Raw genomic sequence first — 15,362 nt, 5'->3', positions numbered from 1 at the left:
ATACGCGTTAGCGTTCAGCGAGCACAACAACTTTATTTTGAGAGTATGACCTCTCAAAACTAAACAAAAAGTCCAAAGCGAAGTTCGAAAGTAATGAGCTTTATGTTTCTACAGTTGTTGTAGAAAATAACTGCTCCTTAGAAAGGAGGTGATCCATCCCCACCTTCCGGTAGGGATACCTTGTTACGACTTCACCCCAATCATCTGTCCCACCTTCGGCGGCTGGCTCCAAAAGGTTACCTCACCGACTTCGGGTGTTACAAACTCTCGTGGTGTGACGGGCGGTGTGTACAAGGCCCGGGAACGTATTCACCGCGGCATGCTGATCCGCGATTACTAGCAATTCCGGCTTCATGCAGGCGAGTTGCAGCCTGCAATCCGAACTGAGAGTGGCTTTATGGGATTCGCTCGGCCTCGCGGCTTTGCTGCCCTTTGTACCACCCATTGTAGCACGTGTGTAGCCCAGGTCATAAGGGGCATGATGATTTGACGTCATCCCCACCTTCCTCCGGTTTGTCACCGGCAGTCACCTTAGAGTGCCCAACTGAATGCTGGCAACTAAGATCAAGGGTTGCGCTCGTTGCGGGACTTAACCCAACATCTCACGACACGAGCTGACGACAACCATGCACCACCTGTCACTCTGTCCCCCGAAGGGGAACGTCCTATCTCTAGGAGTGTCAGAGGATGTCAAGACCTGGTAAGGTTCTTCGCGTTGCTTCGAATTAAACCACATGCTCCACTGCTTGTGCGGGCCCCCGTCAATTCCTTTGAGTTTCAGCCTTGCGGCCGTACTCCCCAGGCGGAGTGCTTAATGTGTTAACTGCGGCACTAAGGGTATCGAAACCCCTAACACCTAGCACTCATCGTTTACGGCGTGGACTACCAGGGTATCTAATCCTGTTTGCTCCCCACGCTTTCGCGCCTCAGCGTCAGTTGTAGGCCAGAAAGTCGCCTTCGCCACTGGTGTTCCTCCACATATCTACGCATTTCACCGCTACACGTGGAATTCCACTTTCCTCTCCTACACTCAAGTCCCCCAGTTTCCAATGACCCTCCACGGTTGAGCCGTGGGCTTTCACATCAGACTTAAGAGACCGCCTGCGCGCGCTTTACGCCCAATAATTCCGGACAACGCTTGCCCCCTACGTATTACCGCGGCTGCTGGCACGTAGTTAGCCGGGGCTTTCTGGTTAGGTACCGTCAAGGTGCCAACCTATTTGAATGGCACTTGTTCTTCCCTAACAACAGAACTTTACAATCCGAAGACCTTCATCGTTCACGCGGCGTTGCACCGTCAGGCTTTCGCCCATTGCGGATGATTCCCTACTGCTGCCTCCCGTAGGAGTCTGGACCGTGTCTCAGTTCCAGTGTGGCCGATCACCCTCTCAGGTCGGCTACGCATCGTTGCCTTGGTGAGCCATTACCTCACCAACTAGCTAATGCGCCGCGGGCCCATCTCACAGTGTTAGGATTACTCCCAACTTTTACAATAGAACCATGCGGTTCCGTTGATCATCCGGTATTAGCTTCGGTTTCCCGGAGTTATCCCAGTCTGTAAGGCAGGTTGCCCACGTGTTACTCACCCGTCCGCCGCTGATCTCATAAGAGCAAGCTCTTAATTGATCCGCTCGACTTGCATGTATTAGGCACGCCGCCAGCGTTCGTCCTGAGCCAGGATCAAACTCTCCAAAAAATTGTTGAGTTCGATGTCTCTGACATCAAGCCAAATTTTGGCTAATTTTTAAATCTTATTGACGGGATATCCTTTCATCAATCGTATATACGACTAATGTGTCTATCCCACTTCGCTTGGCTTTTTGTTTAGTTTTCAAAGGTCAAAATGATATGGTGGGCCTGAGTGGACTCGAACCACCGACCTCACGCTTATCAGGCGTGCGCTCTAACCAGCTGAGCTACAGGCCCTCAAGCAACTTTTATACTATAACATTAGTTATTCATCAATTGCAAGAGGAAATTTTTGGAGCGGGTGATGAGAATCGAACTCACGACATCAGCTTGGAAGGCTGAGGTTTTACCACTAAACTACACCCGCATATTTTTTATATTGTTCTTGTTTTTCTAAATCCGTCTTACATGTCTCTTCCTCTTCTAGCTTCGCTTTGAGGTGAATCCGTCGAGACAACTCGTAGATAATTCGACGATGTAAACGCTCGTGGCTGAGGTTTTACCACTAAACTACACCCGCATTTTTCTTGTATAACAGTTATTTAGTAAAGATGGTCGGGAAGACAGGATTTGAACCTGCGACCCCCTGGTCCCAAACCAGGTGCTCTACCAAGCTGAGCCACTTCCCGATATATAGTATATTTCATTTATTATGGCGCGCCCGAGAGGAGTCGAACCCCTAACCTCTTGATCCGTAGTCAAACGCTCTATCCAATTGAGCTACGGGCGCATTTTATACATTTGGTGCGGTCGAGAGGATTTGAACCTCCACGGGGTTAACCCCCACTAGGCCCTCAACCTAGCGCGTCTGCCGTTCCGCCACGACCGCGTTAAAGTGAATACCTTTAACGGACAGGAATACTACTATACAGCAAACAATAACTCATGTCAATGATAATTAATTGATTTTTTCGTGTATTATCGTAAGCGTGTATACCAATTTACAAATTGGTGCGGGTGAAGGGAGTCGAACCCCCACGCCCGAAGGCACTAGATCCTAAGTCTAGCGCGTCTGCCAGTTCCGCCACACCCGCTAACGCAAACAATAGTATATACAGTTATTATGGCGGTCCCGACGGGAATCGAACCCGCGATCTCCTGCGTGACAGGCAGGCATGTTAACCGCTACACCACGGGACCAAATATTGTCTTAAGAAATAAAAACACGCCACATAAAACGAAGCGTTTTTTTCTAAATATGGTGGAGGATGACGGGATCGAACCGCCGACCCCCTGCTTGTAAGGCAGGTGCTCTCCCAGCTGAGCTAATCCTCCATATAGTAGGTGAATTGTATTTTTTAAAATGGTGACCCGTACGGGATTCGAACCCGTGTTACCGCCGTGAAAGGGCGGTGTCTTAACCACTTGACCAACGGGCCATTTTATAAGAAGTTCTGGCGGAGAAGGAGGGATTTGAACCCTCGCGCCGCTTACACGACCTACACCCTTAGCAGGGGCGCCCCTTCAGCCACTTGGGTACTTCTCCAAAAAAAATGGCTCCACAGGTAGGACTCGAACCTACGACCGATCGGTTAACAGCCGATTGCTCTACCAACTGAGCTACTGTGGAATATTTTTTAAGAAAGGACTTTTAAAATTATAATCAATGCGTCTTGAAAAGTCAAGTGATCATCATATAATTTTTAAAGCTCGTCTTTCGGCGACTTTTTATAATTTACCACAGTTATTTTTTAACGTCAATATTTAATCAAGAAATTGTTTTTACCAGTTTTATCCTCCCTTTGCAACCGCCACAAACATACTTTTCAGTGTTGAACCGTCTTTTTCTTTTGAATGATATATTGCATTTTGTACAAGCGTATACATGTATTTTCGATGATCGCTGGCGGGGGTTAGGAATTGTTTTGCAGAATCTAGAACCCCCTACCTTTTTCAACAATGTTTTAAAATCGGCATCTTTGTGCATATATCCTTTTCCTTCAATATGTAAATGGTAGTGGCAAAGTTCGTGCTTGATTATCTTCGTTAGTTCCTCTATTCCGAAATGCTCCATTTGCTTTGGATTAATCTCAATATCGTGTGTAGATAAAGAATATCTCCCTCCCGAAGTACGTAAACGGGAATTAAAAAAGGCTTTATGTTTAAATGGTTTATAAAAGTACTCCTCTGATATTGTCTCCACTAACTCCTGAAGTTCCTTGTTCGTCATACCAATCCCCTACCGCTCATTTTTTTACTATCTTATCTTTATTTGTTCACCTCTACAACATCAAAACAACGATCAAACATTATTTTTCCATAAAAAAAATGATAACAAAGACAAACCGTACAGCATATGGTATTAATAATACATGTTTAGCTATGTCACTGAAAGGAGTGAGTATATATGCCTTCTTGGCTTCAAAGGCAACTGAAGGAAGCCTATCAACAAAAAGACATGAGGCAGGTAAGGCTCTTAAATCAATGTTGGTTTTATTATAAAAAGACAATCCCAACGTCTTCTCAAAAGCAAAATGAAGTATGAATTTAATGTATACTTAATATAAATTCAAAAAGGGGTGACTCAAAATTTTTTTCTACTTTGAGTCACCCTTTTTATATTTCAATAATCAGTTTTGAGCGAAGTCTATATTTCCGCATCTAAGGAAAGAGATCATTTCCTATTATATGATGTGATAATATGAGAGTCCCGTAAACTATGAAGAGCCTTAATATTAACTCCCCTCATAGCGCAACCACTTTAAGACTCGTCTTTCCTCAGTGACTTACCGGATCCGAACATCGTCGGTTGATCCACTAGGTAAAATCGCCTTTGAGTCAACCACCATGTTTTACAGTATATATAGTTATTCTTTAATTTGCTTTGCTGGCTCTAACATCGTTAAAGCAATTCTTCCCTTTTTACTATCAACATCGTCCACCCACACTGTAACGACATCACCAACGGATACGACTTCCATTGGGTGCTTTACATATTTATTAGCTAGCTTAGATATGTGTACGAGGCCGTCCTGTTTAACACCAATGTCAACGAACGCACCAAAGTCAACAACGTTTCGCACAGTACCTTGAAGTTCCATGCCAGCAGATAGATCCTCCATCGTTAAAACATCCGTTTTTAACAACGGTTTCGGTACGTCATCACGTGGATCACGCCCAGGTCTCGTTAGCGCATCTAAAATATCCTTTAATGTGGGCACACCTATATCAAATTTATCTGCTAATTCATTGATTTCGACTGCATCAATTTTTTTCTTCGCTTCTTCCGTTCCTAAATCATCCTTTGTCATATCTAAGTAACGCATAATCTCCTTCGTCACTTTATAACTCTCTGGATGAATTCCTGTTTTATCTAACGGTTCATCACCATCGATGACCCTTAAGAAACCGATACATTGCTCATATGTTTTCGCTCCAAGTCTCGGAACCTTCTTCAATTTAGCACGGTTCGTGTACTTCCCTTCCTCTTCACGCTGCTTCACAATATTATTAGCGACTGCTTTGGATAAGCCAGATACATATTGTAATAATGAAGCTGAGGCAGTATTTACATTAACTCCCACTTTATTTACTACTGTTTCAACTACGAATGTTAACGAATCGTTTAGCTTTGATTGTGTAACATCATGCTGATATTGTCCTACCCCAACAGACTTCGGATCTATTTTCACAAGCTCAGCAAGAGGATCCTGAATACGGCGCGCAATGGAAACCGCACTTCTTTCCTCTACTTGTAAATCTGGAAATTCTTCCTTCGCAAGCTTTGATGCAGAGTATACACTCGCGCCTGCCTCATTCACAATTAAGTAAAATAACTGCTTATCTACTTCCTTTATTGTATTTACAATAAATTGTTCAGTTTCACGAGATGCTGTCCCATTTCCAATCGCGATCATTTCAACATTATATTTTTCTATATATTCTTTTACTTTTTTCATCGCTTGATCAACTTCGTTACGCGGTGGAGTAGGATAAATAACATCAATCGCTAACATTTTCCCTGTTTCATTCACTACCGCTAGCTTACAGCCTGTTCGGTAAGCCGGATCGACTCCTAGTATAATACGGTCCTTTAAAGGCGGTTGTAATAAAAGGTTCCTTAAGTTCTCAGAAAAAATATGAATCGCTTGTTCCTCTGCTTTTTCTGTCACTTCATTTCTTAGTTCACGTTCTATTGAAGGCTCTATCAGTCGCTTATAACCATCTTCAATAGAGATGATTACTTGCTCTTTAGCAATTGTCATTTTGTCTTTCATAACGAATCTCGTTAACCAAGCAATAATTTTATCTCTTGGTGGTTCAATCGATACTTTGAGGACACCTTCACTTTCACCTCTGTTTAAAGCCAATACTCTATGAGGGACAATTTTACTTACCTCCTCGGAGTATTCATAGTACATTTGAAATACTTCTTTTTCATCCTCTGCCTTCGCTTTTTTCTCAGAAGTTATTTTGCCGTTTTGATATGTCATTTGACGGATCTTTTTTCTAATTTCCGCATCGTCGGATATGTATTCACTAATAATATCTCTTGCACCTTGAAGTGCGTCTTCTATAGAGTGAATTTCTTTTTCTTCATTAACATACTTTTCTGCTTCGTTTTCAATCTCACCTTCGTTAGGTAATGAAAATAACCACATCGCTAAAGGCTCTAATCCTTTTTCCTTCGCCACCGTAGCTTTCGTACGTCGTTTTTGTTTATACGGTCTATATAAATCTTCCACCTCTTGGAGCTTTGTAGACTTTTCAATGTTTTCTCTTAGTTCTTCTGTTAACTTCCCTTGCTCTTCTATTAAGCGAATGACCTCTTCCTTACGATTCGCTAAATTAGTCGCATAATTCCACGCATCTAATATGCTACGTATCTGCTCTTCGTCCAAACCACCTGTTAGCTCTTTACGATACCTCGCAATAAATGGAACTGTATTACCATCCTCGGAGAGTTCAATAACACTTTTTACACGATCTTTCTTTAATTGAAGTTCTTTTGTCACTATTGATAATATCGAATCATTTTGTTCAGTCCATTTCATAACAACTAGCCTCCATACCGTTATAACAAACTTCCGTATTAGTTTTCCTTTACCAACCTGATTATACTTGAAAGCCTATTAAAATGCACGATTACACAGTAGATATCCAATTCCAAATCAACTAGCGTAATCAATTTGCGTATTATCCAAAGCCTCACTGCTCAGTTTCCACAACAGTACATTTTTACCGGTTGGAAAATAGTTTTTTACCTTTAAAAAGCATAGTAAAGAACCTATAACAAGTTCGATAATCTTGTTATAGGCTTATAGATGCGGACACGGCACCATATTAATCGATTATTTTTCCTATTACAATAGTCGTATCATCATCTGAATTTTCCATTGTTTGTAACACTTGTTCTATGGCACCTTTTGGAGAGTCCAAATTGCTAAAATAGCTATGAAAAAAAGGTGTGAATAATAATCCATCTGAATAAAGCACAAAAGACATTCCCTGTTCGAAATTCATTCGCTGTATCCTAAATTTTTGCTTTTTACCAGATAAATAGCCTCTTGAAGGAATCGGTCTAGTTAATTTACCTGATGGTGTATAAAAGTGGCATCCTATATTCCCTACATTACAATATACGATTGAGCGATCATGCTTATATATTTTTAAAATTGCAACAACAGCACCTCTTTTATTCCAGAGGACGTTGTTACACATTGCCATTAAATCATCTAATTCTAACCGGTGGTATTCTGTAATTAAGTTTATTGCAGCCGAAGACGATTCTCTCGCATCTTCACCGCTTCCTAATCCATCTGCAATTGCACATATGATATAGTCTTCCGTTTCATTAGTATAAAAGGAGTCTCCTGAACACCAATTACCTTTTTTCGCCTTAGTATATGTGCTGATTTCCACTCCATTAAGTTTGTGATGCTGTATCATTTAAAGACACTCCGTCGCCTCAACCTTTAGCGATTCCCTAAGCTTTTGTAATGCTCTTCTTTGTAACCTCGAAACATGCATTTGTGATATCCCGAGTTTTTCACCGGTATCCTTCTGACTTAGGTTTTCAAAATAGGTTAAATGCAAGATTTGTTTTTCTCTATCCGACAACACTGTGAAAGCTTTCTCTAACAGCATCTGCTGATCCGTTTTCTCATAACCACCCTCAGTGGAACCGACTAAATCTAACAAAGTTACTGCACTACCTTCATCGTCTGCTTCAATGGAACGATCTACTGAAAGTGCTTGGTAGCTTTTACCCATTTCCATTGTTTCAAGCACTTCTTCTTCAGAGGCATCAATATGAGCTGCAATCTCCTCCACCTTTGGTGAGCGTTGTAACTGTGTTGTAAGTGTATCTACCGCATTTTTCACTTTCGGTCCCATTTCTTTAATTCGCCTAGGAACGTGTACACTCCATGTTTTATCTCTAATAAAGCGTTTAATTTCACCGATGATCGTTGGAACAGCAAAAGACTCAAAGCTCTTCCCGATTGTTGGGTCAAAACGGCGGATAGCCGCGAGTAAACCAATCATCCCAACTTGGATTAAGTCTTCGTCATGCCGCTGCCCCCTTGAAAACTTTCTTGCAAGGGCATGAACAAGACTCTCGAATTCGAGAACAAGCTTTGTTTGGATTTCTTTATTTCCTGTACTTTGATACTCAGCAATCCATTGTAGTACTTGTTCTTTATTGTTTCGGGACTTCTGTTGAGATTCTGTCTTCATTTAGTTCCACCTCGTCTCTTTGAAGAAACTTTGTCATCACAATTGTAACGCCTGAGGTGCTAGAAATTTCAACCTTATCCATTAATGTCTCAATGAGAAAAAGACCGAGACCCCCTTCCTTCAAATCACCAACAGGCTGGTCAGCATTTACAGGGCCTTTTCCATTTTGGAACTTACTGACATCTACTTCACCACCACGGTCTGTAATTGCTAGTTCAAGTCTATCTTCAAAAATACTACATGAGAAAAGTATGGTTGGATCGCTCGCCGTATCTTTATATGCGTGTTCTACCACATTTGTACAAGCCTCGGCAACAGCGATTTTTATATCTTCAATATCATCATAGCTACAGCCTATTCTATTTGCTATACCTGAAACAGTTAACCTTACAACACCAACATATTCAGGTTTGGCTGGTATTTTCATTTGAATCTTATCAGCTGCTTCAGTCATCGTCACACACCTTCCCTTTGGTCAGCGTCAATATCGATCACTTCATCTAACCCCGTAATACTAAATAAACGCTTAATTCGAGCATTCACACCTGTTATTTTAAACTGACTCCCCGATTTATTTGTTGCTTTTAAAGCACCGATAAAAATTCCTAACCCGGTGCTATCAATATAATTTACATTTGATAAATCGACGACGATCGTTTCATTGTTTTTTTCAGCTAAAGGTAATAAAACCTTTTTTAAACTGTCCGCTGTATATACATCAACTTCTCCGTTTAAATGTACAGTTTTAGCTTGTCCCTTATCCTTCACATCAACTTGTAAATTCATAGTTCCCCTCCTACCATTGAATACATTAAGTTTAATTACCCGTTTTCAATTAAACTTAAACATTTCTTCGTAAGATTAAAAGTGTAAAATCATCCTTTAACTCAAAGTCTTGTATTTTTTCTAGCTCACGGAAGACATTTTCAGCAATTGCTTGTGCTGGTAAATGTTTATACTTACCAATCAAGCTTGAAATTTGACTCCGTTCTAAAAAATGATCATGAATTCTACACTCCGTTACCCCATCGGAAAGTAATACAATAAAGTCCCCAGGCTCCATATTGATAGAAAATTCCTTATAATGAACTTTAGGGGAAACTCCTAACACTAAGCCCTTCGTCTTTAAATCTTCAAAGGTGTTAGTGGCAGCTTCATAAAAAAAGCCTGGTTCATGACCTGCACTTGCATAATAAAAAAGGTGTTCCCTCGGAGCATATGTCCCATACACCATCGTAATGAACATATCACTATCAATATTCCGGGCAACAACTCGGTTTAAATTTTCTAAAAGTGCTGCAGGCTGGAGTCGTTGTTCTGGTAAACTATCCATAGCATATTTGATCATTGACATACACATCGCCGCGGGAACGCCTTTTCCAATGACGTCCGCGACAGCTATGCCTATGTTACCATGTTCATCTGACAAATAATGATAGTAGTCACCGCTCATTTTGCCTGCAGGAACACTTACAACTCCTAAATCAACTGCATCTACTTCAATTTGTTCGTTCGGTAGTAATGATTTTTGCATTCTAGCTGCGACATCCAGCTCGGAATCAAGCTGTCTTTGGCGATCTCTTAAGCTAAGATGCTCTTGATGTGCTAAGCCGTAACCTATCATCACCTCTAGTAATAAATCAAATGAAGCTATCACTTCTTCAGGGAGTTCATCAACAATTTCTTTAAACACAGATAAGTGAAGACTTACCATTTCTTCTGGTGACATATCTTTTTCCATCATCTCTTTACTAAATTGCTGCGCCGAATATAAGGCGTGTTCACTCTTGCTTTTTATATAGCTAGTTAGCATTTCCTTATATGATTGGTACATGGAAAGTCTCGTCTCCTCCAAAGAACAAACACCTCCTATCGAAGCCACTTGATCGCTGTTATCTTTGTCCCATTGTTAATCTCCGAATCTATTGAGAATTCATCCATTAAACGTTTTACTCCCGGAAGTCCCGCACCAAGGCCGCCAGAGGTGGTGTAACCATCCTCCATCACTTTTCTTATATCTTTGATTCCCGGTCCTTTATCAACCGCAATAACTTTTATTCCTTTTCTATTATTGGAAGCTATCACTTCTTCGATGTGAATCTGCCCTTTTTTTGCATATAGATATATGTTCCTTGCTAGCTCTGAAATCGCTGTTGTGATTCTCGCTTGATCGACGGAACCAAACCCGATCTCTCGTGCGAGTTTTCTCCCCGCCTGTCTAGCAGCAACTATTCCCCACTCGCTTTGTATATCCACATGGGTTTGGACTTGCATGGTCACCCCTCCAATTCAAGTTGGAGTCTCTCCAACCCTTGTTCAAGGTCCAAAGCAGTAGGTACATCCTCTAACATGATCCCCATATCTATTAAAGTCATAGCAACTGCCGGTTGGATCCCTGTTAATACCACTTTCGCCCCCATCAAATTAGACATGTCCACAACATCGCCTAAAACTTTAGCAATAAATGAATCTATCATTTCTACTGAAGTAAGATCTATTACTACGCCACGTGAGCCTACTTCATGAATTTTCCCTAATACGTCCTCCTGAAACTGCAGTGCTGTTTTATCATCCAATTCTACTTGAACTGAAATGAGTAAATAGTCATGCAGTTTTAAAATTGGGATACGCACATCTAACCCCCCTACTCTGTTTCAATCTCAACAATTTGTCGACTCGTCATTTCAAGAGCCGCTTCAATTCCCTTTCTTAACGTACTCTTTGTCGGGAACTTACTTAAATCAATCCCTAAATTTACAATCGTTTGGGCAATTTCAGGTCTTATTCCAACGAGGATACAAGTAGCACCAACAAGACGAACTGCTTCTGATGCTTGAATAATATGATGAGCGACCATCGTATCTACGACAGGAACACCAGTAATGTCGATCAAGACGACTTCCGACCTATGCTCAATTACTCCTTGCAATAAATTTTCCATAATATATTTTGCTCTTTCTGTATCAATTGTTCCAATTAAAGGCATCACACTTATTTTGTCAACAACAGGTATTAACGGTGCAGACAATTCTTTTAAAGCCATCTTCTGTAAAAAAACGGTGTTTTCCCATGAGCCTGAATACTCATTAACGAGTATATTGACAATACTATCAATCCAATCTTCAATTTCTTGAAAAAACTCCATGCTCTTATAATAGTCTGCTTCTTGCTTCGATAGCGTTGTAACTGTGATTTTCCTAAATTCCTGTAAGCCTCTCGTAATATAATTCAGCGGCCAACCTAGTTGAATTAATCTTTCTGAAAATAAAATGAGTACTTCCTCTTCACCATTGTCATTTTGGACAGTTGAGAGGAGCTTGTCTGCGAACTCACGGTTCGTATTTTCATACATCGTGTCAGTAATGTTTTGTAGTGAATCTTCTTTTCTAAACTTTCTAATTTCGACTAACCATTGGTCAATGATTGCATCCTTGTACTGAAAAATAATGTCTCGTATGTTTGCATCCATCCGCGTCTTCCCTCACTTTACTCTATGAATATATATATTATTTCATTGATTAGCATCGATTGCAATGAATCCACAACAATACTGAAAAACACTGAACATTGTTATATATTCTTCGTAGGACGAAAATATTCACTTAACGGAAAAGCATTAGCCCGTGGAAAGCGAACATCCTAAAGTAATATAAACAACAAAGTTTAACATAGACTACACTAAAAAAAGCTACTGTCCATTGTCAGTAACTTTTTTTGTCAAAATTATATTTTTATTAATATACTAAAATGTTCCGTTTTCATTGACAACCATCTCACTCTTCGATGCTAAAAGTCAATCAAACCTAAACTTATACGTAAGGCATCATTCACTTTTACCATCATGTCATCGTCTAGATGAGTGATTTTGTCAGTTAATCGTTGCTTATCAATCGTGCGAACCTGTTCTAATAAAATAACGGAGTCTCTATCAAACCCGTATTTTTTCGCATTGATTTCAACGTGTGTCGGCAATTTAGCTTTTTGAATCTGTGCTGTAATTGCTGCGACAATGACCGTTGGGCTAAAACGATTTCCAATATCATTTTGGATAATCAATACTGGTCGAATCCCACCTTGCTCAGATCCAACCACGGGTGAAAGGTCTGCAAAATAAACGTCCCCACGTTTTACAATCAAACTTTTACACCCCACTTACTAAGCGATCCAACGTGTGCTCGGCTTCCTCCTCAGCAAGAAAGGCTTCTGTCGCGATGTTTAAATTAATTTTTGCCATTTCCATATAGCCTTGTTGCATCGTTTCACGAATTATTTGTTTTTTATGTTCCTTTAGATACATTTTCGTAGCTTTGTGTATTAATTCGCTACGGTTAACATTACCCTCTAATAAACCATCTAATTCATTAACGAGCTCTTGTGGTAAGCTCACCATTATTTTTTTTGTGCTCTCTTCAGACACAAAAAACACCTCCAGCGCAGCATCGACCCATTTTTTAATCCTTATTTATCATATCACCTACAACCCAAGTTTGCAAAGTGACTTTTCTTCCTGACCTTTAAACTTTTCGGCAAAAATCTTATAATTCCTGCAAGATTTAATATTTTTCTCATTTCTACTAGCTTTTTTTACTTTTTATCCACCATAATACGAGGAACACGTGAACCAATCGTACAAGGAATCTCGTAATTAATCGTGTTTAATCGATTAGCCACTTCATCTATCGTAATAAAGGAATTTCCTTGTTTTCCTATGATCGTCACTTTCGTTCCTATTTGTACAGGCTGTTTTAACGCAACCATCATTTGATCCATACATATTCGTCCGACGATTGGTACTCTTTCACCGTTTACTAATACTTCTCCAGTAGCATTTGCTCTAATCCAACCATCTGCATATCCAATAGGAATTGTACCTATCCATTCCTCACCAGGGGATTTATATGTTGCGCCATAGCTTATCCCGTCACCTTTTTCAGCCTTTTTAATATGAGTTATTTCACTATATAATGAAAAGGCTTGTTTGAGTGGGAAAGGTAATAGTTCCTTTATTTCCTCAGATGGTGATAGACCATACATAGATATTCCGTAACGTACCAAATTATAATACTCACTTGAAAAGCGAAGAGCAGTCGCACTATTTCCACAATGCTTCATTGGAACTTCCGCTCCCCACGTTGCTTCAAACCACGAAATCATATCTTTAAACCGCTGCTGTTGAAGTTCTAAATAAGAGGTGTCTAATTCATCTGCAGTAGCATAATGAGTAAATAGGCCTTCTATTGTAAATAAGGAATATTTTTTTAACTTAACAATTAAAGCATTTCCTTCCTCTTTCGTTCTTATACCTAATCGTCCCATTCCTGTATCTATTTTTACATGACATGCTATTTTTCCCTTGTTGTCAGCTTCGAGCACTTTTGCTGCTTCTTCCACCCACTCACTTTGAAAAACAGTTAAGCGTATATCATATTCAGCCGCTACATTTACATACTTTGGACTAACATAGCCAAGTACTAAAATCGGCGCTTTAATCCCATTTTCTCTTAGTTCGATCGCTTCATCTAATAAAGCAACACCTAAATACGTCGCACCAGCTTGTAATGCAGCTTCCGCAACAGGAACACTACTGTGTCCATAACCATTCGCCTTTACTGCCGCCATAATATGGACATGACTAGGAAGGTGATTTTTTAAGTTTTTTACATTTTCTCTAATCGCATTTAAATCTACTTCCACCCATGTATTTCGGTAAAAATGATTTGTAGAATTCATGACATGGTGCCTCCTATAAGACCGTTACATATACAGTATATCTTATAATTTCTTTCCCAACACCTGTCAAATAAACATTTTATTATCGTTTCCTTATGAGTCTCTCGTATAATAGCCATAACGCACAACATTTCTGTATTTGAAAAAACAGGCTCAAGATCGGTTATATCTTTGAGCCTGCCTTTTTCTTTATATTACTTTTCTTCTGTTCCATATACATTTCTTGCAACTGCTACAATATCTTCTTTTTCTAAATGCTGTGAGGATAGGAAGAAATCCGATCCTTCATAAGACCATGTTACAGAAAGTGTATCCCCGTCTCTCGTTAAAGCTCCGTAAGTAAAGCCTAAGTCGACAGGCTCTCCTTCAGCCATATTAATCGGCGTAGAAGCTTCAACAACTCGGCTACGTTGCTGCACAAGTGTGAATGGCTGCTCCCCTTCATATGTGAGGACGACTCTTGTACCGTTTTCCGTTTCAATCTCTTCAATCGAGGAATTCATCGTACCATCAGGCACATACATTGGGAAAAGTACATCAAGCGCTTCCTCTTCTGCCATCACCTCTTCTTCCCCTTCACCGAGCGTCGGCACATTCATGTCAAGCTGCGCACTTGTCATGTTTCGTTCCATATCAAAGTCACTATCCCCAAACTCGGTATTTAACTCAAAGCTATGAAACTTTAATTCTACTAAAGGCTTCAAGTCTACATCCATTATCTTCACTGAAGCTGGTGAAAGGTCACTTTTATTCAACATGATTTCCTGTTGGCTTAAGTTTTGATTAGAGTAATTCGTATTTGTTTGAAAAACGTAATGTTCATCCGTTGCAGAAAATGTTCTTTCTGGATCCATTAAAATATCATCAATTAAAGATTCATACAAGTACACTTGACTATTGTTGTCAGGCCAATCACTTTGGAATCTGAAGCTTTTATTTAGTGCTGGTGTTAAAACAAAAACTCCTTCATCGTTTCTTAAAATAATTTGATCTGGATCATTTTCTTCATTACTTAATGCCACTCGATAATATGAAGGTTCTTTATACCAAACCTCTACATCGTATTTCTGTGGTTCTTCTCCTGTTTGAAGTGTCATTTCAGCCTCTGCTTTATATCCCGTTAATTGATCATAAGTACTTTCAAGATCTGCAATAACATCTTCTTGTGTTTTCTCTCCACACGCAGCAAGTACAAGTGTAAGCGCTGCTCCTACTACGAGTAAGGAAATGATTTTTTTCATTTACTCAACCCCTCTGTCTCAATT

15 protein-coding genes, 11 tRNA genes and 1 rRNA gene are annotated in these 15,362 nt (G+C 40.1%); 1 reads left to right on the top strand and 26 read right to left on the bottom strand.

Annotation, left to right across the window (positions count from 1 at the left end):
- Positions 1-141: 141 nt before the first annotated feature.
- The 13 genes from BCELL_RS01915 to BCELL_RS01855 all read right to left on the bottom strand — a co-directional run bounded on the left by BCELL_RS01915 (position 142) and on the right by BCELL_RS01855 (position 3,859).
- Positions 142-1,696 (bottom strand): 16S ribosomal RNA (locus tag BCELL_RS01915).
- A 153-nt stretch (positions 1,697-1,849) separates the two neighbouring features.
- Positions 1,850-1,926, bottom strand: a tRNA-Ile gene (locus BCELL_RS01910).
- A 56-nt stretch (positions 1,927-1,982) separates the two neighbouring features.
- A tRNA-Gly gene (locus tag BCELL_RS01905) sits at positions 1,983-2,056 on the bottom strand.
- A 185-nt stretch (positions 2,057-2,241) separates the two neighbouring features.
- Positions 2,242-2,318 (bottom strand) — tRNA-Pro (locus tag BCELL_RS01900).
- Positions 2,319-2,342: 24 nt separating this feature from the next.
- Positions 2,343-2,419 (bottom strand) — tRNA-Arg (locus BCELL_RS01895).
- Positions 2,420-2,431: 12 nt separating this feature from the next.
- Positions 2,432-2,518: transfer RNA gene (locus BCELL_RS01890), tRNA-Leu, on the bottom strand.
- 120 nt (positions 2,519-2,638) lie between these two features.
- Positions 2,639-2,723, bottom strand: a tRNA-Leu gene (locus tag BCELL_RS01885).
- Positions 2,724-2,753: 30 nt separating this feature from the next.
- A tRNA-Asp gene (locus tag BCELL_RS01880) sits at positions 2,754-2,829 on the bottom strand.
- Between the two features lie 59 nt (positions 2,830-2,888).
- A tRNA-Val gene (locus tag BCELL_RS01875) sits at positions 2,889-2,964 on the bottom strand.
- A gap of 29 nt (positions 2,965-2,993) precedes the next feature.
- Positions 2,994-3,068: transfer RNA gene (locus tag BCELL_RS01870), tRNA-Glu, on the bottom strand.
- A gap of 16 nt (positions 3,069-3,084) precedes the next feature.
- Positions 3,085-3,175, bottom strand: a tRNA-Ser gene (locus BCELL_RS01865).
- Positions 3,176-3,183: 8 nt separating this feature from the next.
- A tRNA-Asn gene (locus BCELL_RS01860) sits at positions 3,184-3,259 on the bottom strand.
- A 138-nt stretch (positions 3,260-3,397) separates the two neighbouring features.
- Entirely contained in the window at positions 3,398-3,859 is a 462-nt protein-coding gene (locus tag BCELL_RS01855) for a SprT family protein (RefSeq protein ID WP_013486979.1), read from the bottom strand.
- Between the two features lie 177 nt (positions 3,860-4,036).
- Between BCELL_RS01855 and cmpA the strand changes: the two genes are divergently transcribed.
- Positions 4,037-4,174: a cortex morphogenetic protein CmpA gene (cmpA, locus tag BCELL_RS22335; RefSeq protein ID WP_013486978.1), complete on the top strand. Its 138-nt coding sequence runs from the start codon at positions 4,037-4,039 to the stop codon at positions 4,172-4,174.
- A gap of 322 nt (positions 4,175-4,496) precedes the next feature.
- Here cmpA and BCELL_RS01850 read toward each other — a convergent pair whose 3' ends face one another.
- From BCELL_RS01850 to BCELL_RS01790, 13 genes are all read right to left on the bottom strand, one after another.
- Positions 4,497-6,683, bottom strand: coding sequence for a Tex family protein (locus BCELL_RS01850; RefSeq protein WP_013486977.1), 2,187 nt, complete (start codon positions 6,681-6,683; stop codon positions 4,497-4,499).
- Between the two features lie 289 nt (positions 6,684-6,972).
- The gene (locus BCELL_RS01845; protein ID WP_013486976.1) at positions 6,973-7,578 is read right to left on the bottom strand and encodes a SpoIIE family protein phosphatase; all 606 of its coding nucleotides are present in this window, start codon (positions 7,576-7,578) and stop codon (positions 6,973-6,975) included.
- Complete coding sequence (sigB, locus tag BCELL_RS01840) at positions 7,579-8,367, bottom strand: RNA polymerase sigma factor SigB (protein ID WP_013486975.1); 789 nt, start codon at positions 8,365-8,367, stop codon at positions 7,579-7,581.
- On the bottom strand, positions 8,330-8,821 hold the full coding sequence (rsbW, locus tag BCELL_RS01835; protein WP_013486974.1) for an anti-sigma B factor RsbW: 492 nt from the start codon (positions 8,819-8,821) through the stop codon (positions 8,330-8,332). The genes sigB and rsbW overlap by 38 nt, the downstream gene beginning before the upstream one ends.
- A 2-nt stretch (positions 8,822-8,823) precedes the next feature.
- A complete protein-coding gene (locus tag BCELL_RS01830; protein ID WP_013486973.1) occupies positions 8,824-9,153 on the bottom strand; it encodes an anti-sigma factor antagonist in 330 nt (109 codons plus the stop codon).
- 55 nt (positions 9,154-9,208) lie between these two features.
- Positions 9,209-10,222, bottom strand: coding sequence for a PP2C family protein-serine/threonine phosphatase (locus tag BCELL_RS01825; RefSeq protein WP_013486972.1), 1,014 nt, complete (start codon positions 10,220-10,222; stop codon positions 9,209-9,211).
- 14 nt (positions 10,223-10,236) lie between these two features.
- A complete protein-coding gene (locus tag BCELL_RS01820; protein ID WP_013486971.1) occupies positions 10,237-10,641 on the bottom strand; it encodes an anti-sigma regulatory factor in 405 nt (134 codons plus the stop codon).
- A 2-nt stretch (positions 10,642-10,643) separates the two neighbouring features.
- Positions 10,644-11,000: an STAS domain-containing protein gene (locus BCELL_RS01815; RefSeq protein ID WP_013486970.1), complete on the bottom strand. Its 357-nt coding sequence runs from the start codon at positions 10,998-11,000 to the stop codon at positions 10,644-10,646.
- 11 nt (positions 11,001-11,011) lie between these two features.
- A complete protein-coding gene (locus BCELL_RS01810; protein ID WP_013486969.1) occupies positions 11,012-11,836 on the bottom strand; it encodes an RsbT co-antagonist protein RsbRA in 825 nt (274 codons plus the stop codon).
- Between the two features lie 317 nt (positions 11,837-12,153).
- The gene (locus tag BCELL_RS01805; RefSeq protein WP_041808099.1) at positions 12,154-12,504 is read right to left on the bottom strand and encodes a type II toxin-antitoxin system PemK/MazF family toxin; all 351 of its coding nucleotides are present in this window, start codon (positions 12,502-12,504) and stop codon (positions 12,154-12,156) included.
- 4 nt (positions 12,505-12,508) lie between these two features.
- Positions 12,509-12,784 (bottom strand): CopG family ribbon-helix-helix protein, encoded by a 276-nt coding sequence (locus BCELL_RS01800; protein ID WP_013486967.1) that lies wholly within the window; start codon positions 12,782-12,784, stop codon positions 12,509-12,511.
- Positions 12,785-12,951: 167 nt separating this feature from the next.
- Entirely contained in the window at positions 12,952-14,097 is a 1,146-nt protein-coding gene (gene alr / locus BCELL_RS01795) for an alanine racemase (RefSeq protein WP_013486966.1), read from the bottom strand.
- Positions 14,098-14,291: 194 nt separating this feature from the next.
- Positions 14,292-15,338 carry a LolA family protein gene (locus tag BCELL_RS01790; RefSeq protein ID WP_013486965.1) on the bottom strand — a complete coding sequence of 349 codons (1,047 nt, stop codon included), beginning with the start codon at positions 15,336-15,338 and terminating at the stop codon, positions 14,292-14,294.
- Positions 15,339-15,362: the final 24 nt, after the last annotated feature.

It is taken from the genome of Evansella cellulosilytica DSM 2522 (genome assembly GCF_000177235.2).
Lineage (GTDB): Bacteria > Bacillota > Bacilli > Bacillales > Salisediminibacteriaceae > Evansella > Evansella cellulosilytica.
The sequence above is the reverse complement of the archived record's forward strand: the minus strand, read 5'-3'. Positions and strand labels throughout refer to the sequence as shown.

Bases quoted from the DNA above. Each gene is read 5' to 3' on its own strand.
- BCELL_RS01790 (WP_013486965.1), bottom strand. From the start codon at position 15,338: ATGAAAAAAATCATTTCCTTACTCGTAGTAGGAGCAGCGCTTACACTT.
- BCELL_RS01810 (WP_013486969.1), bottom strand. From the start codon at position 11,836: ATGGATGCAAACATACGAGACATTATTTTTCAGTACAAGGATGCAATC.
- BCELL_RS01845 (WP_013486976.1), bottom strand. From the start codon at position 7,578: ATGATACAGCATCACAAACTTAATGGAGTGGAAATCAGCACATATACT.
- BCELL_RS01850 (WP_013486977.1), bottom strand. From the start codon at position 6,683: ATGAAATGGACTGAACAAAATGATTCGATATTATCAATAGTGACAAAA.
- rsbW (WP_013486974.1), bottom strand. From the start codon at position 8,821: ATGACTGAAGCAGCTGATAAGATTCAAATGAAAATACCAGCCAAACCT.
- BCELL_RS01830 (WP_013486973.1), bottom strand. From the start codon at position 9,153: ATGAATTTACAAGTTGATGTGAAGGATAAGGGACAAGCTAAAACTGTA.
- BCELL_RS01855 (WP_013486979.1), bottom strand. From the start codon at position 3,859: ATGACGAACAAGGAACTTCAGGAGTTAGTGGAGACAATATCAGAGGAG.
- BCELL_RS01820 (WP_013486971.1), bottom strand. From the start codon at position 10,641: ATGCAAGTCCAAACCCATGTGGATATACAAAGCGAGTGGGGAATAGTT.
- cmpA (WP_013486978.1), top strand. From the start codon at position 4,037: ATGCCTTCTTGGCTTCAAAGGCAACTGAAGGAAGCCTATCAACAAAAA.
- sigB (WP_013486975.1), bottom strand. From the start codon at position 8,367: ATGAAGACAGAATCTCAACAGAAGTCCCGAAACAATAAAGAACAAGTA.
- alr (WP_013486966.1), bottom strand. From the start codon at position 14,097: ATGAATTCTACAAATCATTTTTACCGAAATACATGGGTGGAAGTAGAT.